This is a genomic window from Acinetobacter sp. C26M, assembly GCF_023702675.1.
GTDB lineage: Bacteria > Pseudomonadota > Gammaproteobacteria > Pseudomonadales > Moraxellaceae > Acinetobacter.
In genome coordinates this window covers 2947412-2967201 of the sequence record NZ_CP098478.1, presented here as the reverse complement: position 1 = coordinate 2967201, position 19790 = coordinate 2947412, and the positions used below count along the sequence as shown (strand labels likewise).

Here is a 19790-nt window from a genome sequence, read left to right as displayed (position 1 = left end):
GAAATATGAGTTGTACATTCCAATTTGCCAAAGCACCTGAACATTTGTTGCAGGCTCTGCATCAAGTTATTCCTAATACTGATTTATTAGCACAACAACTTCCCGAAACGCCAATTTCGTTATGGCTCATACCACCTGTATTTCCAACAGACCGTTTAGATGATGACGTGATTCGACGGATTTGGAATGAAACGCCGTATTGGATTTTTTGTTGGGCCTCTGGTTTAGCGATGGCACAATGGCTGTTGGCAGAGCCGCATCATGTCAAAGATAAAGTGGTACTAGATTTTGGTGCTGGATCAGGCGTAGTTGCAATTGCAGCAAAAATGGCAGGAGCAAAGCGTGTCATTTGCTGTGATATCGATCCTGTCAGCCTCGCATCCTGTCGTGAAAATGCATTATTGAATGATGTTGAACTTGAATATCTAGATGATTTGTATCAGTCCGATCAGGTTGATGTGTTATTGGCAGCAGATGTGTTGTATGACCAATCTAATCGTTTCTTTCTGGATGAGTTCTTAAAGTTTGCACCTGAAGTATGGGTCGCTGATAGCCGAGTCAAAAACTTTAGTCATCCTCAATATCTAAAAATTGATGAACGTAGTGCAAGTACTTGGCCAGATTTGGATGAAGCCAAAGAGTTTAGAAACGTCAGCTTTTACCGCACCAAATAAATATTCGTGATCCCAAACGCTTAGTTGTGTAGAGGTTATCAAATCTCAACACAACAGTGTTGCTGCTCATGCTAAAACATTGAAATGAAATAAAGCGATCTCCTTTAATCGCTATTTATTCTATTTCCTAAAAGAATGTTTGACTAAAAAGGAAGGTGTATGGGTATTCAGCAAGTTGATGATGGCAAACACGGTGCATTTAAGCTTTTCGAAGGTGAAGTACTTGCAGGTGAAATGGCGTATACATGGGCGGGGGATAGTATGCTGATTATTGACCATACCGATGTCAATGAAGCATTTCGTGGTCAAGGCGTAGGACGCAAGCTGCTGGATGAACTGATTGTATTTGTCCGTGAACGCCAAGTGAAGGTAATTCCATTATGTCCTTTTTCAAAATCTGTTTTTGATAAGGACTCATCGATTCGTGATGTGTTAAAAGAATAAGATGAGTTGGATGTATTCTAAATGATGGAATACATCCATTTTCTTTCATTAATTAAGTAAAGAACTTAAGAACAGGTATAACGAACAACTTTAAGTGTACTTGGGCGAGTTTCAAGTGCCTGACGGGTTGCGTAGCCTTCACTATTATTTAAATCTGGGGAATTAGATAAACCAAATGTTGCACGGCTATTACCGATTTTTACCCCATATTGTTCTTGTTGCGCTGGATTGGCGATCTCATTGACGCTCAGCACTGCGAGTTTATAGGTCTTGTCTACACCTAAAATTTGCTTGCATGCGTGTTGTAATTTCTTCTCATCTAGATCTCTATTGCTACGCGCAGCTAAAGTATAGGCAACGGTTGCAGAGGTGGCTGTTTTATTTTCGATTTGATAGCCTGTTGTGCCATTGTATTGATGTGGACTACTTTGACAGGCTGAAAGAATAAGAGCACCGCTCATAATTAGCAATAAATTGGTTTTTTTCATATCAATGATCCTGTTATTTCTGGTTTTAGTATCGCATAAAATAAGTTTTTTATTGTGAGGAATCTTTAAAACACAGGCTATTCATCGTTTTTTAGCTTCAAATATAAAGAAAGAATTTTCGTTTTCGAACAATTTTGCATATAATCTGCCAAGTTTTTTATTTAATACAGAAGTCATTGCTTTTTTGTAGTATTTGAGCCCGTTTTTTAACGGGCGTTTAATTTATTGCACTATACATAAGCAAGTCTGGATAGGTATGTCATGATCTCTACAGATAGTCAAAAAAAATACGTGGTTGCATTTGACCAAGGTACAACCAGTTCACGTGCGATCGTATTGGATCACGATGCGAATGTCATCAGTATTGCTCAGCGTGAGTTTACGCAAATTTACCCACAACCAGGTTGGGTTGAGCACGATCCAATGGAAATCTGGGCGACTCAAAGTGCAGTGTGGGTTGAAGCTTTAGCGCAAGCAAGTATTTCAAGTGAGCAAATCGCAGCGATTGGGATTACCAACCAACGTGAAACCACTGTCATCTGGGATAAAAAGACAGGTAAACCTATTTACAATGCAATTGTATGGCAAAGCCGACAAAGCAATGAAATTTGTAATCAGCTTCGCCAAGATGGCTGGCAAGATTACGTTCATAAAGTAACTGGTCTGGTTCTTGATCCATATTTCTCTGCAACTAAAATTAAGTGGATTCTGGATCGTGTTGAAGGCAGCCGTGAACGTGCAGAACGTGGCGAGCTTTTATTTGGTACGATTGATACATGGTTGCTTTGGAAATTGACCAATGGTCAAGTGCATGTGACTGACTATACCAATGCATCTCGCACGATGTTATTCAACATCGAAACGCTTGAATGGGACGATAAACTGCTTGAAGCATTAAATATTCCTAAAGCGATGTTGCCTGAAGTTCGTGGTTCTTCTGAAATTTACGGTTATACACATACCATTAGTGGTCAGGAAATTGGGATTCCAATTGCAGGTATTGCAGGGGATCAACAGGCTGCATTGTTTGGACAAATGTGTGTTGAAGCGGGTCAAGCAAAAAATACCTATGGTACAGGTTGCTTCTTGCTCATGAATACAGGCAAACGCATTGTGCAATCTGATCATGGTTTATTGACGACGATTGCATGTGGTCCACGTGGTGAAGTGAACTATGCACTGGAAGGTGCAGTGTTCAATGGTGGTTCATGTGTGCAATGGTTGCGTGATGAACTGAAAGCGATTAATGATTCGCATGATTCTGAATACTATGCAACCAAAGTAAAAGACAGTAATGGTGTCTATGTGGTGCCTGCATTTACAGGTCTAGGTGCACCATATTGGGATCCAACAGCACGTGGTGCGATCTTGGGTATTACCCGCGGTGTAAGTATTGAACATATTATTCGTGCCACATTGGAGTCGATTGCTTATCAAACGCGTGATGTATTGGATGCCATGCAGCAGGATTCAGGTGAGAAATTGCGTACCTTGCGTGTTGATGGTGGTGTGACTGACAATAACTTCTTGATGCAATTCCAAGCCGATATCATGGGCACGTCAGTAGAACGTCCTGCGATGAAAGAAACAACGGGCATGGGTGCGGCATTCTTGGCTGGTTTGGCTGTCGGTTTCTGGTCGGATTTGAATGAATTGAAGAGTAGAATGACCATCGAAAATACCTTTGTACCAGAGTGTAGTCAGGATGTGACTGAAAAACTCTATAAAGGTTGGTTAAAAGCTGTCGGACGTACTCGTGATTGGGCGGAAGACTAAGCTAAAATAGACCCATTTAATATGATCTAAAACAACACAGGATGGATGAGCATGAGCTTGATACTACGCCAACAGAAAACCCTCGAACTAGTGAGAGAGCGTGGCTATATCAGTATTGAAGAGCTTGCTCAGCATTTTGATGTCACTCCACAAACCATCCGTCGGGATATTAATCAATTGGCGGATGAGGGTTTGTTGAGACGTTATCACGGTGGTGCAGCGCATGATTCGAGTGTGGAAAACACTGAATATACGATGCGTGTTGGTTATATGTTAGAAGAAAAGAGAATGATTGCAGCCGCAGTTGCTGCAGCCGTTCCTGATCATGCTTCTTTGTTTATTAATATTGGAACCACAACCGAAGCAATCGCACATGCATTGTTAAACCATACAGGTTTGCGGATTATTACCAATAATCTCAATGTTGCCAAAATTCTCAGCACCAAAGAAGACTTTGAAGTACTGATTGCCAGTGGGCGTGTGCGTCCAGATGGTGGAGTGATTGGTCAAGCGACTGCGGATTTCTTCAAGCAGTTTAAGGCAGATTACGCATTGGTGGGGATCAGTGGTATTGAAGAAGATGGTACTTTGTTGGATTTCGACTTCCAAGAAGTGTGCGTATCTCAAGAGATTGTTTCAAGTGCTCGCCAAGTTTTCCTTGCCGCGGATAGCAGTAAGTTTGGTCGTAATGCGATGATCCGTTTAGGTTCACTGAAGCAAGTCGACTGTATTTTTACCGATCAACAGCCGAATGATGAGTTTATGAAAACCATTCGCGATTTGGATGTTGGGCTGATTGTTGCCAAGTAAATCTTCATTTCCGAAAAATTGTTACTTTTCTTGAGCTGAGCCCTTTTGGCTCAAGAATATTTCAATAAGAATAATGCTATAACGTTGAGCAGTCTTGATATTGCCAGTCGATCCTTTTTTAAATATATACATTTTCAATTTTTACCATTTATCTAAAAATGTCTATAAATTGGCATTTTTTTGACTGTTTTTTGTTGTTTATTTTCATTTCACGTGTTTAAATGTTCGTTATTGAACAATAATGAATATTTGCGGTGATTTATGCAAACTTCTCCTCAGTCAAATGAAAAAATTTATGACCTTGCTGTGATTGGTGGCGGTATCAACGGTGTTGGTATTGCAGCGGATGCTTCAGGTCGTGGTTTATCTGTATTCCTCTGTGAAAAAGATGATTTGGCTAGCCATACCTCTTCTGCAAGTAGTAAGTTAATCCATGGTGGTTTACGTTACCTTGAACACAAAGAGTTTCGCTTAGTCCGTGAAGCGCTGGCTGAGCGTGAAGTATTGTTGGCAAAAGCACCACACATTATCCGTCCTATGCGCTTTATCATGCCGCATCGTCCACACTTACGCCCAGCGTGGTTGATTCGTACAGGTTTGTTCTTTTACGATCACTTGGGTAAACGTGAAAAGTTATTGGGTTCGAACAACGTTTATTTTAAAGAAGACAGCCCATTAAACGCTGCGATTACTCGCGGTTTTGAATATTCAGACTGCGCGGTAGATGACTCTCGTTTGGTCGTGTTGAATGCCATGCATGCACGTGAAAAGGGTGCAGACATTGTGACGCGTACCCGTTGCCTATCTGCACAACGTGAAGGGCAATACTGGATCGTTGATTTGGAAAATGCACAAGGTCAATTCCAGATCAAAGCTAAGGCTTTAGTGAATGCTGCTGGCCCTTGGGTTGCACAATTCATTAAGCAAGATTTACAGCTTAAATCACCATATGGCATTCGTTTGATTCAAGGTAGCCATATCATTGTGCCGAAGCTTTATGAAGGCGACAAAGCATTTATCATGCAGAATGATGATCGTCGTATTGTGTTCGCGATTCCATACTTAGACCAATACACCATGATTGGAACCACGGATCGTGAGTATCAAGGTGATCCTGCACAAGTAAAAATCACCCAAGAAGAAATTGATTACTTGATTGAGGTAAGCAATGCGCACTTCAAAAATCAGTTAACCCAAGCCGATATTATTTCTACTTTTGCGGGTGTACGTCCATTATGTGACGATGAATCGGATAATCCATCTGCCATTACCCGTGACTATACTTTGGCTTTATCGCAAGAAGCGGAAGATCAGGCACCGTTACTTTCAGTCTTTGGTGGTAAGTTAACGACTTATCGTAAGTTGGCAGAATCTGCAATGCAGCAGCTCAAAGCATTTTTCCCAGAAATGAAGGGCAGTTGGACAGCGACAGAAGCTTTGCCTGGTGGTGAAAATATGGCATCAGCTGAACAGTTGGCGAAAGAGATTCGTGCACAAGTCACCGATGCATCTGAGGCTTTGGCAAAACGTTGGGCATCTGCTTATGGTTCACGTATCTGGAATATCTTGGGTGAAGCAACTTCGGTTGAGCAGTTAGGTCAGCATTTTGGTCAAGGCTTGTATGCGAAAGAAGTGGATTATTTATGTCGCTTTGAGTGGGTAACGACTAGCCAAGATATTTTGTGGAGACGTTCAAAATTGGGTCTCAACTTTGCGCCAAGCGAAATCGAAAGCTTAGATGTGTATTTAGCAAATAAACCAAATAGCACGGTTGCTGCTTAAAAATTCCTAATAAAAAAGCCCCTTTGAATAAGGGGCTTTTTTATTGGTCTTAATTAGTACTTGAAGCGGAATGCAACGGTGTAATTTGCAGGTGCTCCGTAGAAGGCTTGTCCATCAGTAAAGCTGTTTAAGTATTTTTTATCAGTTACGTTATTGGCATTGGCCTGAATACTGAGATTTGGACTAATGTCATAGCTTGCCATCAAGTTAAGCAGCGCATAATCACTTTGTTTGAGATAAGTGCTATAGCTTGGGTCAAAGCGGGTGATTTTACTTTGCCATTTCACACCTGCTCCAACTTTCAGTTTTGGTAGCTGAGCAGGGGAATAAGTTGTTAGAAGATTGAAGCTTTGCGTTGGGTTATAAGTTCTTGCAGCACCGCCATTCTTTAGGTCTTGCAGGCTAAATTGGGTGTAGCCAAGAGAAACATTGACTTGATCGGTGAGTTGTCCCGCCAGACCAACTTCTACACCTTGTGAGCGAAGATCACTAATTTCAACTCTACGATCGAGAGAAGGGTTGTCAGTTGAGCGAAGCGGGTAGCTATTTTCCTCAGTTCTAAACACAGCCAGTGTTCCAGTAAGTTTGTTGTCTAGCCAAGAACTCTTAAACCCAACTTCATAGCTTTTACCTTCAATTGGATCTGCAACTTTGCCCGTTGCTTTGTCAACTGAGGTTTGTGGGCGGAAAATCGAGGTATAACTCATATAACCCGTATATTCAGGGGTGAAGTTATAGGTAATACCCGCATATGGCGATACTTTGCTCTCGTTATAATTCATTGGGTCGCCGTAACTCGTACCTTCACTCTTGGCTTGGACGTAGTTTGCACCTAGGGTTAATTTTAAATCATCATTGAAGTGTAGGCGGGTTGCTGCATAAACAGATTGATTACGTTGAGTATAATCTGCTGTTTTTGTGAATGGACCCCAGATCACACTATTTGGGGTCCAGCTTGCCCAATTAGTAGTACATTGGGCTTTGTATTCATTGTCGCCTGTGCCACGAACACATATTCCAACATTACTGTCTTGGATGTCGCCCACAGTTTGAGCGTCATTTTGTTTGCTCTGCGTGAAGCTGTAACCAACAATCGCTTCATGTTGTTGACCGAATAATTCAAACTTTCCATTTAGGTTGAGGTCAACACTGTGTTGTTTATTTTTTTCACTAAAGCCTTTAGCGGTAAAATCGATATCAGCGCCATTAGCCATTGGATAACCATAATAGTATAACAGTCGGCTGTCGCGATTCTTTTCATTGTAGTTGTAGTTTAGGTTGGCTGACCAATTCTCAGAAAGTTTCTGTTTGAGCTCAAAAAATGCATTTCGAGAAGTATTGTCCCAATAGGTCCAGTCTGGGTTTGGATTATAAGAGCGATCATAACTGATTTGTTTACCTGAAGAATCCATAAGAGGTAAAGCACCCCAGTTATTGGCATTCGGTTTGTTTTTCTCCTGACTCGCACCAATGGTAAGCAATGTACTATTAGTAAGGTCTGCTTCTAAGGCAGCTGCAATCCCATTTTTCTCAGAAGTGTAGTGATCTAAGTGCGAATCACCTGTTTGCTGAAAACCAGAAACACGACCGCGAACACTGCCATCTGATACGAGGCTGCCTGAGGCATCTGCTTCATAGCGTTGCGTATCCCATGAACCATAACTTAGACCTGCATTGGCTTGGAACTCTTTAGTTGGGCGTTTACGGATGTAGTTAATGGTTGCGCTTGGATCGCCAAATGCATTGGTTAGTGCATCTGCACCCTTAATCACTTCAATACGATCGTAGAAATAGCTATCTGGATTGGTATCATTATAATTCCAGCCACCAGAAGGGAAGCCTACACCGTCAACCAGAATGTTTGAGATTTCAAAACCACGTGCCATATACACTGAGCGTTCAGTTTCAAGTGAGTTAACGGTCACACCTGGTGTATTGTTGAGTACATCTCTAGAACTGGTCAGACCGAAATCTTCAATTTGCTGACGTGTTACTACATTAACGGTTTGCGGAATTTCTTTGGCTTCAATATTCAGTTTGGTTGCGCTTGAGCTATTTTTAATACTGTATGCTTTGGTTTTCTCGCTGGTGTCGCTGTCCTGAGTTGCTTGGACTTTGATGGTTGGCAGTTGTTGCGATCCCTCATCAAGTGCATAACTATAAGAGCTGATACTGACTAATGTTGAGATAGCTAAAAAGAGTGGGGTGCGTTTAAACAGAGGCGATGAACTCATACCTACAACCATGTAAATGAGAAATATTATTGTTACAATTATTGTTAATATTCGTTAATTTTGCAATTTATTTTGTCTAAAGCTTAATGGGAATAGCTAGTGTGGGATGATGAGTTAATAGGAATTTTCGAAAATTGGCTAATAAAAAAGGCCACCGAAGTGACCTTTTTTAATTTCCCTAGATCCCTCTTTGATCAAGAGGGCAATAAATGGGATTAAGCAGATTTAACAGCTGCTAATAATTCATTTTGACGATCTTTAAGCGCTTGAGGTAAGCGAGCACCAAGTTTAGTGAATAACTCAGTGTGGCTTTCAAGTTCTTTGATCCATTGATCTTTGTCTTGTGCTGTGACTGTATTGAATTGCTCTTTAGAGAAATCAATACCATTCCAGTTCAACTGTTCGTAAGTTGGAACATAACCGATTGGTGTTTCAGTCGCTTCAGCACGGCCTTCACAACGATCAATAATCCACTCAAGAACACGCATGTTTTGACCGAAACCAGGCCATACGAAGTTGCCTTCAGCATCACGACGGAACCAGTTTACATTGAAGATTTTTGGTAATTTATTACCAGCAGCTTCAGCTTTTGCACCAACTTCTTGACCAAGTTGTAACCAATGACCGAAGTAGTCAGCCATGTTGTAACCCGCAAATGGAAGCATTGCGAATGGGTCACGACGAACGATACCTTGTTGACCAACCGCTGCCGCAGTTGTTTCTGAACCCATCGTTGCTGCTTTATAAACGCCATCAACCCAGTCAAATGCTTCAGAAACTAAAGGCACGGTATCTGCACGACGACCACCGAAGATGAATGCAGAGATTGGTACGCCTGCTGGATTTTCCCAGTCAGCGTCAATCGAAGGGCATTGACCAGCAGAAACAGTAAAGCGTGAGTTTGGATGTGCTGCTTTTTCGCCTTCAACGTATGGTTGGCCTTTCCAAGTGATCAAGTCAGCTGGAACTTCTTTAGTTAGACCTTCCCACCATACTTCGCCATCTTTAGTCACAGCAACGTTGGTGTAAATCACATCTTTATGCATGGTTGCAATACAGTTCGGGTTAGTTTTGGTATTTGTACCAGGCGCAACACCGAAGAAACCAGCTTCTGGGTTGATTGCATATAAGCGACCATCTTCACCTGGTTTGATCCAAGCAATATCGTCACCTACTGTTTCAATCTTCCAGCCTTCGTAACCTGCTGGTGGAATTAACATTGCAAAGTTTGTTTTACCACATGCAGAAGGGAATGCTGCTGCGATGTAGTGTTTTTCACCTTGTGGGTTAGTCACACCTAAAATCAGCATGTGTTCAGCTAACCAGCCTTGCTCACGACCCATCGCAGAAGCAATACGTAATGCTAAGCATTTTTTACCCAATAATGCATTGCCACCGTAACCAGAACCGTAAGACCAGATTTCACGAGTTTCTGGATAGTGAACGATATATTTTTCGTTGTTACATGGCCAAGCAACATCTTTTTGACCATCTTTTAATGGTGCAGCAACAGTGTGTACGCATGGGATAAACTCACCATCTGTACCTAATACGTCATAAACTGCTTTACCCATACGTGCCATTTTAGTCATGCTGACTGCAACGTAAGGTGAATCTGTTAACTCGATACCAATGTGAGCAATGTGGCTTCCTAAAGGACCCATCGAGAAGGGAACCACATACATGGTACGGCCTTCCATTGCACCGTCAAATAATCCATTTAATTTTTCGCGCATTTCTGCAGGAGCAACCCAGTTGTTTGTTGCGCCAGCATCTTCTTCATTTTGCGAGCAAATATAAGTACGGTCTTCAACACGAGCAACGTCAGAAGGGTCAGAATTTGCAAGATAAGAACCAGGATGTTTTTCTTGGTTAAGTTTTTGCATGGTGCCGTTAGCGATCATCAAGTCCATAAGACGTTGATATTCTTCTTCGCTGCCGTCACACCATTCGATTTTTGCTGGTTTGGTCAATTTTGCAATTTCTTCCACCCATGCAATAAGCTTAGGGTGACGAACGAATTCTGGTGCGTTCACTTGGGTCATGGTGATGCCTTTTTAAAATGTGTACAACGTACAAGTTCTATCAACTGGATGGCAGTAAGATAGAGGAAGTAAAAAAAGTGGCTGTATTAAAGCATAAAATCATAAAAAATATAAGACTAAAGAATAGTGAGGGGTATGAATGTGGAAATGTATATTTTGGTTTAATGTATTGTTTTTATTTGACTTTGTTATTTTATATTTTAATATTTTGTTTATTTATATATATTATTTTTGTTATAAATCACGTTGTAAAACAATATTTTATGATATTTTTATTTTTTTGAGAATTGTTATTGATTATATGAATGAAGCTCATTCAAAATTTACATAAACAAGCTTTTATTTGTTGATTTTGTAAACAAAAATATGTGAATGATCTGTCTTAAGGTTGAGATTTATGGCTCAAAATGTAAAGCCTTTATCTATTATTTATAATCAAAAATCAGGTTTTCATGCCGCTCAACAAGATGACGAATATGAGCGTCTCATGACCTTTTGGACGCAATATGGGTTCGAAATTCAGGTTTTTGAGTTAAATTCTCAAGTTCACTTTGATGACATGATGGCAACGGTCTTGGCTCGACATCAGTCTTCTGAGCAGAAGGGTGTTGTCGTTGCAGCGGGAGGAGATGGAACTTTAAATGCGGTTGCAAAACAATTGATGCATACAGATATTCCGATGGGGATCATACCATTAGGGACATTTAACTATGTTGCACGTGCTTTGCATATTCCTATTGACGTTGCGCAAGCGGCAGAGGTGATTGCAACGGGTTCGATACAATCAGTACATGTTGCGGGAATAAATGATCAGATTTATTTGAATAATGCGAGTTTAGGTTTATATCCTTTATTTATAAAAAAACGTGAATTATATAATCAGCGTCTAGGGCGATTTCCACTTCATGCCTATACCTCTGGTTTAGATGTATTACTTCGAGAGCATAAATCTTTAAAACTGGCTGTCACTGTGGATGGGCAGAGATATCCTGTTGCGACCCCATTGGTTTTCTTTGGTAATAATCAACTGCAACTGAGTGATATGAAGTTAAGAATTGCCGAGTGTGCTGCCAATGGAAAGTTGGCAGGTGTGGTGGTGGCTAAAAGTGATCGTCTCAGTTTATTAAAAATGTTATGGAAACTGATTCAGGGAAAAATTGATCAGGCTTCAGATGTGTATTCATTTTGTGCCGAACATATACAGGTCGATTGTAAAAAGGCAAAGTTAACGGTTGCAGTGGATGGAGAACTTATGGAAATGCAAACCCCGTTAAAATTCTCAGTCAAAAAATCAGCCTTAAAAGTGATGGTTCCGAATGCTGTTACATCTGTCTGATCTGCATTTTGGAACGGAGCGTGAAGTCTGCATTGATGCAATCAAGCAGTTTTGCCATCAACATCGTCCTGAAGCCGTGATTGTGAGTGGTGATCTTACCCAACGTGCGCGCCTTAAGCAGTTTTATGCATGTCGACAATTTCTAGATACGCTCAATCTTCCTTATTTGGTGGTGCCAGGTAATCACGATATTCCGCTTTACCATGTATGGAATCGCTTCTTTTCGCCTTTTGTTCGTTATCAGGCATTCTTTGGTCGTTTGGAAACAACGCTGGAAACGGAGCATTTTTATATAGTTGGGATGAATAGTATTCGCCGCCGTTACCATACCCGTGGTCATATTTCACTTGAGCAAATTCATGAGACTTACGAGAAGTTAAACATTGCGCCAGCCAACAAAATAAAATTGGTGGTTTTTCATCAACCCTTTTATACCTTTCCGAATGAGCATGGTGATAAAGACTGTCCAGTTTTGGGAAAAATCGCGTTGGAAAAATGGGGCGCAACAGGCTTGTTTGGTTTATTGCATGGACATTTACACAAAGTGGCTATACACGATTTAAATCAAATTTTTGAGTTAGGATTTGATCATCCCATCTTGGATATTCATGCGGGTACAGCAACTTCAAACCGATTACGCTTTGGATTTTCGAATAGTTTTAATGTGATTTTGAATGATGGAACGATTGAGCATTATTGGTTTGATGAGTCGCTTAAAATATTTGTGAAATCACAAACTGTTGTTTAATTCGGCAGCTATAGATTTTGATGTTTAAAAAAACATCTATAAGTAGAATTTTTTTTCATTTTCCCCTTGAAGCTATTTTTTTTAACCCCACAAAAGTGGCATATCAAAATTTTATGTATTGCCATGAATTGGCGATACACATTAATCAATAAGACTAAGTCTGATGGAGTTAACTATGAGCAACATTCGCCCATTACATGATCGTGTTGTGATTCGTCGCGTAGAAGAAGAAACTAAAACGGCTGGTGGTATTTTACTTCCAGGTTCTGCTGCTGAAAAACCATCTCAAGGTGAAGTAATTGCAGTCGGTAATGGTCAAATCACTGACAATGGCGTTCGCGCTTTAGACGTTAAAGTTGGCGATAAAGTATTGTTCGGTACTTATGCAGGTACAACAGTAAAAGTAAGCGGTGAAGAACTCTTGATCATGAAAGAGTCAGATATCTTAGCTGTACTTGAAGGCTAATTGATCCATAACTCACAAATTAATCAGATACAGTATTTAAAAAGATTCGGAGTTTAACATGTCAGCTAAAGACGTAAAATTTGGTGATTCAGCTCGCTCAAAAATGATTGCAGGCGTAAACGTACTTGCAGATGCAGTTAAAGTAACTTTAGGTCCTAAAGGCCGTAACGTTGTGATCGACCGTTCTTTCGGTGCACCGCACATCACTAAAGATGGTGTAACCGTTGCGAAAGAAATTTCTTTGAAAGACAAGTTTGAAAACATGGGTGCTCAACTTGTTCGCGAAGTTTCTTCTAAAACAAATGACATTGCGGGTGACGGTACAACAACTGCAACTGTACTTGCTCAAGCAATCTTAAATGAAGGGATCAAATCTGTAACTGCAGGTATGAACCCAATGGATTTAAAACGTGGTATCGACATCGCAGTGAAAACTGTAGTTGAAAATATCCGTACCAATGCAAAACCTGCTGATGATTTCAAAGCAATTGAACAAGTAGGTTCAATCTCTGCGAACTCTGATACGACTGTTGGTAAACTTATCGCTCAAGCGATGGAAAAAGTAGGTAAAGAAGGTGTTATCACTGTAGAAGAAGGTTCTGGCTTTGAAGACGCATTAGACGTTGTAGAAGGTATGCAGTTCGACCGTGGTTATATCTCTCCATACTTCGCGAACAAGCAAGATACCTTAACTGCTGAACTTGAAAATCCGTTCATCCTTCTTGTTGATAAAAAAATCGGCAATATCCGTGAATTGATCGCTGTATTAGAAGCGGTTGCTAAAACTGGTAAACCACTTCTTATTATCGCTGAAGATGTTGAAGGCGAAGCGCTTGCAACACTTGTTGTGAACAACATGCGCGGTATTATCAAAGTATGTGCGGTTAAAGCACCTGGTTTTGGTGACCGTCGTAAAGCAATGCTTCAAGACATCGCGATCTTGACTGGCGCGACTGTGATTTCTGAAGAAGTAGGCATGTCTTTAGAGCAAGCTTCTCTTCAAGATCTAGGTACTGCACACAAAATCACTGTTTCTAAAGAAAATACAGTAATTGTTGATGGTGCTGGTAATGCTGCACAAATCGCTGAACGTGTTCAACAGATCCGTGCGCAAATCGAAGAATCTACTTCTGAATACGACAAAGAAAAACTTCAAGAACGCGTTGCTAAATTAGCTGGCGGTGTTGCAGTCATCAAAATTGGTGCGGCAACTGAAGTTGAAATGAAAGAGAAGAAAGATCGTGTTGACGATGCGCTTCACGCAACTCGTGCAGCAGTAGAAGAAGGTGTTGTTGCAGGTGGTGGTGTTGCACTGGTACGTGCTGTAAACGTATTGGATGGCTTAAAAGGCGCGAACGAAGATCAAACTGCAGGTATCAACATTTTACGTCGTGCGATTGAAGCGCCGCTTCGTCAAATCGTTTCAAATGCAGGTGATGAGCCTTCAGTTGTGATCAATGCCGTTAAAGCGGGTGAAGGTAACTTCGGTTATAACGCTGCAACTGGCGAATATGGTGATATGTTGGAAATGGGTATTCTTGACCCTGCTAAAGTAACCCGTTCTGCACTTGAACACGCAGCTTCTGTTGCTGGTTTGATGTTGACGACTGAATGTATGATTACTGATATCCCAGAAGATAAACCAGCTGGTCCAGATATGGGCGCTATGGGTGGTATGGGCGGCATGATGTAAACTGCTCATATATAGTTTAAATTATTATAATTTAATATGATTTAAGCTATAAATTTTTAACTTACTCACATTTGAGTTTGTTACAAAAAGGTCGCAAATTTTATTTGTGACCTTTTTAATTCATGGATCACTATTAATTCGATCATATAGTTGACCTTAATTAATTACAAAATCAGATGTGTTTGGAGTCGTTGGAGGATCTTATTGATTAGAGAGTGTAGGGAATCATTTGCATTTAAAGTATTAACTGATATCGCTAATAATTGGTCTAGGAATAGAGAAAAGTTGGAAAAGAAAAAAGCGGAGAAAAAATAATGGGGTCTTATGAGTTAACGAAATATGATCATTTTATAAATGCTGCTTTTATTAAGTATGTAAAGAGTGAGCTTATTGTTTTAGTTTTTTTATTAGCCTGTTTTTGGATGCTAATACCTGCGGTTTTTAATTCTGATAGATGGGTTGTAATTGTTTTTAATTTTAATATTTCATTATACTATCTTTATCCTGTTGTTCTTGGTTTTATTTGTTTGCTGTATATATTTAAGAGAATTTTTAAATATTATAGTCGTTCCGTATTTCATTTTTATTTTAAAGATGAATTTCTGGTGCTTAATATATTTGAGTTTAAAAGTGTTCAGTTTGTTGAGTTTGATTTTGTTTTAGACAAGTATAGTATTGGACACTGGAATGGCTTTAAGAAAGAGTATTTTAATTGTGTAGGAATTGAGGGTAATAAAAAAGTATATCTCCTTCCTGTTGCTGATGGTAAAATGGATGAGCTTGTAAAGCTTTTGCTTGATCATGGTGGGAAGCAACTATAATTTTGAAGATGACAAGAGTAGTGATAGGAGTAATATATGTTTGATCAATTGAATACGATTCAGATTATAAGTATTTTTGTTGCGCCTATCATTATTATCCTAGGAGCACTTTTTGGTCCAAAATCATTAAGACGACCTTTATGGGTTGGGCTCATCATATTATTAACAACTTATTTTATTCGATTGTTTTAATGCAAATTAACTTACTAGTAAGCATTGCTTTTTTAAAATTTATTTAAAAAATAAGAAATCTACAGCAAAGTCACAAGTTAATAGAGTGGCTTGTGGTTTTGTAGTTATATTGGCAGTTGTACCACGAGAGTAATTTTTTTGATTTGTGTTTATTTCTGGTGGTTTTTTGCAGGCGAGATAACTTATACGCCAATTAAATGAATATTCGTAGTTCCAAATCGACGTATTTACCTGTTTGTTGTACAGAGTGCTCGATCCAGTTTAAATTGATAAATTCAGAGAAATTTGAGAGGGATGTGTTTGTTTGTTGAAGCGTGAAATCTAAACTTTGAAATAAACTCATAAAAATGAGCGTATTTATGTACACTCATTTTTACTACATTTTTTAAGTTTTAGCCTTAACTGTTCAGGATTACTGCATATGCAGGGATTTTTTTATGGATATTTCTTGGAATTTATCGAAATAAAATAATCATCCAAGTAAAAAAGATAATCGCCAAGGAAACAAATTGCGCAGCACTACCCATATCTTTTGCATTCTTAGACAATGGATTTTTTTCTAAGGACACACGATCAACTACAGCTTCAATAGCGGAATTAAACAGCTCTACAATAATCGCCAATAAACAGACAGCAACCATAAGTGCTTGCTCAACGGCTGATACGTGTACAAAAAAACTGAGTGGGATCAAGATCACATTCAGTAATAGGATTTGTCGGAAGGCAGCTTCGTGGCTAAAAGCAGCTTTAAATCCTGCGATTGAATAGCCTGTGGCATTGAGAATCCTTTTAATGCCACTTTTGCCTTTATAGGGAGAGTATTGCGTCATTACGATAGAGGAATGAGAGAAAGGCGTATTATAAGAGCAAAGATGTTGCAGTAAATTGGCAATATGTCGCATGCGTGTAGCATAAGCCACAGCTTTCTGCCATTAATCTCTACAAAGCTTGCATTTATAAATTGTCAATTTGTGTTGTGCTAAGGATAATAAGCACAGAATTATTGAAGGAAAGCGCTGCATGAAAATTATCGCAGATGAAAATTTGGCATTTACCGATTATTTCTTTGCGGAATTTGCAGAAATACAGCACCGAGCAGGACGTACTCTGACCCATGCTGATGTACAGGATGCCGATGCACTTTTAGTTCGCTCTGTGACCAAAGTAAACCATGCCTTGATTGACCAGACCTCGATCAAATTCGTGGGCAGCGCCACTATCGGAACCGATCACCTAGATATTCAAGCCTTAGAGCAACAACAGATTGCGTGGAGTAATGCCGCGGGTTGTAATGCGCAAGCAGTTGCTGAATATGTGATTACTGCGTTACTACACTTAGATATCAATCTTTTGGAAAAAAATAAAGCCTTCACTTTAGCCATTATTGGTTTGGGGAATGTCGGCAGTCGTCTAGCCGTGATGGCACAATTGCTTGGTTGGAATGTCATTGGCTATGATCCTTATGTGCAATTAGGCGGTATTGAAAATGTCTCTTTTGACGAGCTGTTAAAACATGCCGATGCAATTTCGATCCATGTGCCTTTAACATTATCAGGTGATTTCCCAACACAGCATTTATTTGATGCAACTGCTTTGGCTGCAATGAAACCTTCTGCTATTTTAATCAATAGTGCGCGTGGTCCTGTCATTGAACAGGCTGCATTAATGGCAGATATTATCGCGACGCAGCGTCAAGTCGTTCTCGATGTATTTGAGTTTGAACCTGAAATTTCTGAGCAATTGTTGCATTTACTGGCATTGGCGACACCACATATTGCGGGCTATAGTCTGGAAGGTAAGGCCAGAGGCACACAAATGATCTATCAAGCTTTTTGCGATAAATTTTCTTATCAAGTCTCAAAGCATTTTGAGAGTCAATTGCCTCAGGTGGAACAATATTTTGAGCAGCAGGATTTAAAAGCTGCGCTTAAACAACATCTGACTCAGATTTATGATATTGCTGCCGATGATCAGCAACTACGTGCGTGTGTACAAGCAGGTAAGGTAGAGCAAACAGCATTTGACCTACTTCGGAAAAATTATCCCTTACGCCGTGAGTGGGCTGCACACGGTGGACCAAAAGCATGAGTCAAGCAATGAAAAGCTATCAACCAACCTGTTCAATTGATGCCTTAAAAGCACGTGCGGAGATGTACGGCAAGATTCGTCAGTTTTTTGCACAACGCAGTGTTTTAGAAGTAGAAACTCCAGTTTTGTCTCAGGCAGGGGTGACGGATGTACATTTGGCTTCTGTTCAAGTACAGCGTCATATTCATGGCAAATTAAATACCCAGTATTTACAGACCTCGCCTGAATTTCCAATGAAACGTTTATTGGCCAGTGGCAGTGGGGCAATCTATCAAATTTGCAAAGTGTTTCGCGATGATGAACACGGGCGTAAGCACAACAGTGAATTTACCATGTTGGAATGGTATCGACCGGGATTAGACTTAAAAGGCTTGATGCATGAAACTGCGGATCTGTTAGAAACCTGTTTGGCACATCGTTTTGGTGATATTCGTCCAGTAGTTCTCAGTTATAAGCATGCTTTTCAGGATCGTTTGGATATTAATCCTTTGCAAGCCAGCTTGAAACAACTCAAAGAGACTGCCAATCGTGTTGGGCTTAATCTTGATTTGGGTGATGATCGTCTGGCTTATATGGATCTGTTATTTTCGCACTTTGTTGAGCCAAGTCTGGGCTTTGATGCGCCTGTATTTTTAACTGACTTCCCACCTGAAATGGCGTCATTGGCCAAAGTAAAACTGGATGAGGATGGTGAGTCCGTTGCAGCTCGTTTTGAGGTTTATATCGAAGGTCTAGAGCTGGCAAATGCCTATGATGAGTTATTAGATGCTGAAGTTCTAGCATCTCGTTTTGAGGCAGATAATGCAGAACGTGCAAAGCAGGGTTTGGCTGTGATTCCAACTGATCAATATTTATTGGCAGCTTTACCCCATATGCCAGAATGTTCTGGTATTGCTTTGGGTATCGACCGCTTACTTATGGTTGCCATGAATCAAGTCAAAATTGATCAGGTTATTGCATTCCCAGCAGAGATTGCCTAAGGCATTTATTTTCAATCTTTATAGAAGTTGCATCAATAGCTGTATTAATTCACTTTGGCGATGAGTTCCGGTTTTTTTGAAAATTGATTGCAGATGCTTCTTTACCGTATCCGCTTGAATTTCATGTGAAAGGGCAATTTCTTTGGTGGTTTTGCCCTCAAGCAGTTGCTCACATATTTTATGTTCAACAGGTGTAAACATAAACAGCTGGGTACAAATGTCTTTCTGATATTTTGGCTTCTGTTTTAATCCAGAAAAGGTTGCAAGTAAGACTGGACGAAGGCCAAAAATCTTATGGCTTTTTTCTGGGCTGAGTAAATCTAGCGTTAAGAATAAGTGTTGATCGAGCAGCATGATTTTAGAACATTCATGACTTGTTTGTTTAGGATTGTTTTTATACTGACGTTCGAGTTCAATCAGGTGTTGATCGAATTGGATTTGCTTGTTTTCACTGAAAATAAAGCGGCGTTGCTGAATGCAAATATGCGGATTATGCTCCAGTAACTGTTCAGCTTCACGATTAATTTCTAAGATATCCCCATTGAGGTTAATAATCGCAATCGGTTGGTTCATTTTTTGAATTAACTGTGACCCAAGTAAGGTCATGGTGGAATATTCAAAATGATGGCGATATTGTTGAATTTTCTGCTGTACGATCGGTAAAATTTCATAAATCGGCTGAAGTTCAATACAGCTTAACGCACCACGCTTAGGGCTGGTGAGAAAGGCCAGTAATACACAGACTTTATGATCATAAATGATTTGAATGGCTGAACAGAAACGTAGATCTAAGGGCTGTAAAACACGTTGGTAAACTTGTGTTTGGGTGATTTCGTGCTCTTGAAAGTGTTGATTGCAATGCATCCATCCCGTCATCGGTCCCAAAAGCATTTTCTTTAAACGCGGGTCATCATCTATGGCCAAGCGGATTTGGGTCAGTGCGGCTTGTTCCAGTTGATTGGAGTCAAAATTCACCCCGTGATGGACGCTGAAAGAGAGTGCTTGGACTTCAAGGTCAACAGCCAACAGTTGCGAAGCTTGCACATCAAAATAGTGATTCAGTTGCTCTAAGAAGGTCATCCAATCATCAGCATGCTGAACTTTATTCAAGATGTCCACGACTGGGCTGTGTTGGCTTAGAGTCATCTAAAATCCCATCGAAAAATAGAATGTATTCCATATAGTCTATATGGATTTTAACTAAATGAAATTA

17 protein-coding genes are annotated in these 19790 nt (G+C 40.0%); 12 read left to right on the top strand and 5 right to left on the bottom strand.

The window, feature by feature from the left end; all coding sequences use genetic code 11:
• Positions 1–5 precede the first annotated feature (5 nt).
• Both NDN11_RS13520 and NDN11_RS13515 read left to right on the top strand, forming a co-directional pair.
• Entirely contained in the window at positions 6–674 is a 669-nt protein-coding gene (locus tag NDN11_RS13520; protein WP_167250793.1) for a class I SAM-dependent methyltransferase, read from the top strand.
• A gap of 159 nt (positions 675–833) precedes the next feature.
• The gene (locus NDN11_RS13515) at positions 834–1118 is read left to right on the top strand and encodes a GNAT family N-acetyltransferase (protein WP_251109943.1); all 285 of its coding nucleotides are present in this window, start codon (positions 834–836) and stop codon (positions 1116–1118) included.
• Between the two features lie 65 nt (positions 1119–1183).
• Here NDN11_RS13515 and NDN11_RS13510 read toward each other — a convergent pair whose 3' ends face one another.
• Complete coding sequence (locus NDN11_RS13510) at positions 1184–1606, bottom strand: hypothetical protein (protein WP_251109942.1); 423 nt, start codon at positions 1604–1606, stop codon at positions 1184–1186.
• A 261-nt stretch (positions 1607–1867) separates the two neighbouring features.
• On the opposite strand from NDN11_RS13510, the gene glpK reads away from it, so the two are divergent.
• The 3 genes from glpK to glpD all read left to right on the top strand — a co-directional run bounded on the left by glpK (position 1868) and on the right by glpD (position 5974).
• Complete coding sequence (gene glpK, locus NDN11_RS13505; RefSeq protein ID WP_251109941.1) at positions 1868–3382, top strand: glycerol kinase GlpK; 1515 nt, start codon at positions 1868–1870, stop codon at positions 3380–3382.
• Between the two features lie 51 nt (positions 3383–3433).
• A complete protein-coding gene (locus NDN11_RS13500; protein WP_167250787.1) occupies positions 3434–4192 on the top strand; it encodes a DeoR family transcriptional regulator in 759 nt (252 codons plus the stop codon).
• Between the two features lie 261 nt (positions 4193–4453).
• A complete protein-coding gene (glpD, locus tag NDN11_RS13495) occupies positions 4454–5974 on the top strand; it encodes a glycerol-3-phosphate dehydrogenase (RefSeq protein ID WP_251109940.1) in 1521 nt (506 codons plus the stop codon).
• A 53-nt stretch (positions 5975–6027) separates the two neighbouring features.
• On the opposite strand, the gene NDN11_RS13490 is transcribed toward glpD, so the two are convergent.
• Together NDN11_RS13490 and NDN11_RS13485 are read right to left on the bottom strand one after the other, a co-directional pair.
• Complete coding sequence (locus tag NDN11_RS13490; RefSeq protein WP_251109939.1) at positions 6028–8220, bottom strand: TonB-dependent siderophore receptor; 2193 nt, start codon at positions 8218–8220, stop codon at positions 6028–6030.
• Between the two features lie 203 nt (positions 8221–8423).
• A complete protein-coding gene (locus NDN11_RS13485; RefSeq protein WP_004801473.1) occupies positions 8424–10253 on the bottom strand; it encodes a phosphoenolpyruvate carboxykinase (GTP) in 1830 nt (609 codons plus the stop codon).
• 397 nt (positions 10254–10650) lie between these two features.
• Between NDN11_RS13485 and NDN11_RS13480 the strand changes: the two genes are divergently transcribed.
• The 5 genes from NDN11_RS13480 (at position 10651) to NDN11_RS13460 (ending at position 15317) form a co-directional block, all read left to right on the top strand.
• On the top strand, positions 10651–11589 hold the full coding sequence (locus NDN11_RS13480) for a diacylglycerol/lipid kinase family protein (protein ID WP_251109938.1): 939 nt from the start codon (positions 10651–10653) through the stop codon (positions 11587–11589).
• Complete coding sequence (locus tag NDN11_RS13475; RefSeq protein ID WP_251109937.1) at positions 11570–12337, top strand: metallophosphoesterase family protein; 768 nt, start codon at positions 11570–11572, stop codon at positions 12335–12337. Before NDN11_RS13480 ends, NDN11_RS13475 begins: the two co-directional genes overlap by 20 nt.
• A 175-nt stretch (positions 12338–12512) precedes the next feature.
• Positions 12513–12803, top strand: coding sequence for a co-chaperone GroES (locus NDN11_RS13470; protein ID WP_004652030.1), 291 nt, complete (start codon positions 12513–12515; stop codon positions 12801–12803).
• Positions 12804–12861: 58 nt separating this feature from the next.
• Complete coding sequence (gene groL, locus NDN11_RS13465) at positions 12862–14496, top strand: chaperonin GroEL (protein WP_251109936.1); 1635 nt, start codon at positions 12862–12864, stop codon at positions 14494–14496.
• A gap of 314 nt (positions 14497–14810) precedes the next feature.
• Positions 14811–15317: a hypothetical protein gene (locus tag NDN11_RS13460; RefSeq protein ID WP_251109935.1), complete on the top strand. Its 507-nt coding sequence runs from the start codon at positions 14811–14813 to the stop codon at positions 15315–15317.
• A gap of 647 nt (positions 15318–15964) precedes the next feature.
• Here the strand turns inward: NDN11_RS13460 and NDN11_RS13455 are convergent.
• A complete protein-coding gene (locus NDN11_RS13455; RefSeq protein ID WP_251111548.1) occupies positions 15965–16339 on the bottom strand; it encodes a diacylglycerol kinase in 375 nt (124 codons plus the stop codon).
• Between the two features lie 190 nt (positions 16340–16529).
• Here NDN11_RS13455 and NDN11_RS13450 point away from each other — a divergent pair, with 190 nt between their 5' ends.
• Both NDN11_RS13450 and epmA read left to right on the top strand, forming a co-directional pair.
• Positions 16530–17597: a 4-phosphoerythronate dehydrogenase gene (locus NDN11_RS13450; RefSeq protein ID WP_251109934.1), complete on the top strand. Its 1068-nt coding sequence runs from the start codon at positions 16530–16532 to the stop codon at positions 17595–17597.
• Complete coding sequence (gene epmA, locus NDN11_RS13445) at positions 17594–18577, top strand: EF-P lysine aminoacylase EpmA (RefSeq protein ID WP_167250775.1); 984 nt, start codon at positions 17594–17596, stop codon at positions 18575–18577. The genes NDN11_RS13450 and epmA overlap by 4 nt, the downstream gene beginning before the upstream one ends.
• A gap of 18 nt (positions 18578–18595) precedes the next feature.
• On the opposite strand, the gene NDN11_RS13440 is transcribed toward epmA, so the two are convergent.
• Positions 18596–19723: a helix-turn-helix transcriptional regulator gene (locus tag NDN11_RS13440; protein ID WP_251109933.1), complete on the bottom strand. Its 1128-nt coding sequence runs from the start codon at positions 19721–19723 to the stop codon at positions 18596–18598.
• Positions 19724–19790: the final 67 nt, after the last annotated feature.

Coding starts and splice junctions, on each gene's coding strand:
- NDN11_RS13455 (WP_251111548.1), bottom strand. CDS start 16,339: ATGACGCAATACTCTCCCTATAAAGGCAAAAGTGGCATTAAAAGGATT.
- NDN11_RS13440 (WP_251109933.1), bottom strand. CDS start 19,723: ATGACTCTAAGCCAACACAGCCCAGTCGTGGACATCTTGAATAAAGTT.
- NDN11_RS13485 (WP_004801473.1), bottom strand. CDS start 10,253: ATGACCCAAGTGAACGCACCAGAATTCGTTCGTCACCCTAAGCTTATT.
- NDN11_RS13450 (WP_251109934.1), top strand. CDS start 16,530: ATGAAAATTATCGCAGATGAAAATTTGGCATTTACCGATTATTTCTTT.
- NDN11_RS13480 (WP_251109938.1), top strand. CDS start 10,651: ATGGCTCAAAATGTAAAGCCTTTATCTATTATTTATAATCAAAAATCA.
- epmA (WP_167250775.1), top strand. CDS start 17,594: ATGAGTCAAGCAATGAAAAGCTATCAACCAACCTGTTCAATTGATGCC.
- NDN11_RS13515 (WP_251109943.1), top strand. CDS start 834: ATGGGTATTCAGCAAGTTGATGATGGCAAACACGGTGCATTTAAGCTT.
- NDN11_RS13460 (WP_251109935.1), top strand. CDS start 14,811: ATGGGGTCTTATGAGTTAACGAAATATGATCATTTTATAAATGCTGCT.
- NDN11_RS13475 (WP_251109937.1), top strand. CDS start 11,570: ATGCTGTTACATCTGTCTGATCTGCATTTTGGAACGGAGCGTGAAGTC.
- NDN11_RS13470 (WP_004652030.1), top strand. CDS start 12,513: ATGAGCAACATTCGCCCATTACATGATCGTGTTGTGATTCGTCGCGTA.
- glpK (WP_251109941.1), top strand. CDS start 1,868: ATGATCTCTACAGATAGTCAAAAAAAATACGTGGTTGCATTTGACCAA.
- groL (WP_251109936.1), top strand. CDS start 12,862: ATGTCAGCTAAAGACGTAAAATTTGGTGATTCAGCTCGCTCAAAAATG.
- NDN11_RS13490 (WP_251109939.1), bottom strand. CDS start 8,220: ATGGTTGTAGGTATGAGTTCATCGCCTCTGTTTAAACGCACCCCACTC.
- NDN11_RS13510 (WP_251109942.1), bottom strand. CDS start 1,606: ATGAAAAAAACCAATTTATTGCTAATTATGAGCGGTGCTCTTATTCTT.
- glpD (WP_251109940.1), top strand. CDS start 4,454: ATGCAAACTTCTCCTCAGTCAAATGAAAAAATTTATGACCTTGCTGTG.
- NDN11_RS13520 (WP_167250793.1), top strand. CDS start 6: ATGAGTTGTACATTCCAATTTGCCAAAGCACCTGAACATTTGTTGCAG.
- NDN11_RS13500 (WP_167250787.1), top strand. CDS start 3,434: ATGAGCTTGATACTACGCCAACAGAAAACCCTCGAACTAGTGAGAGAG.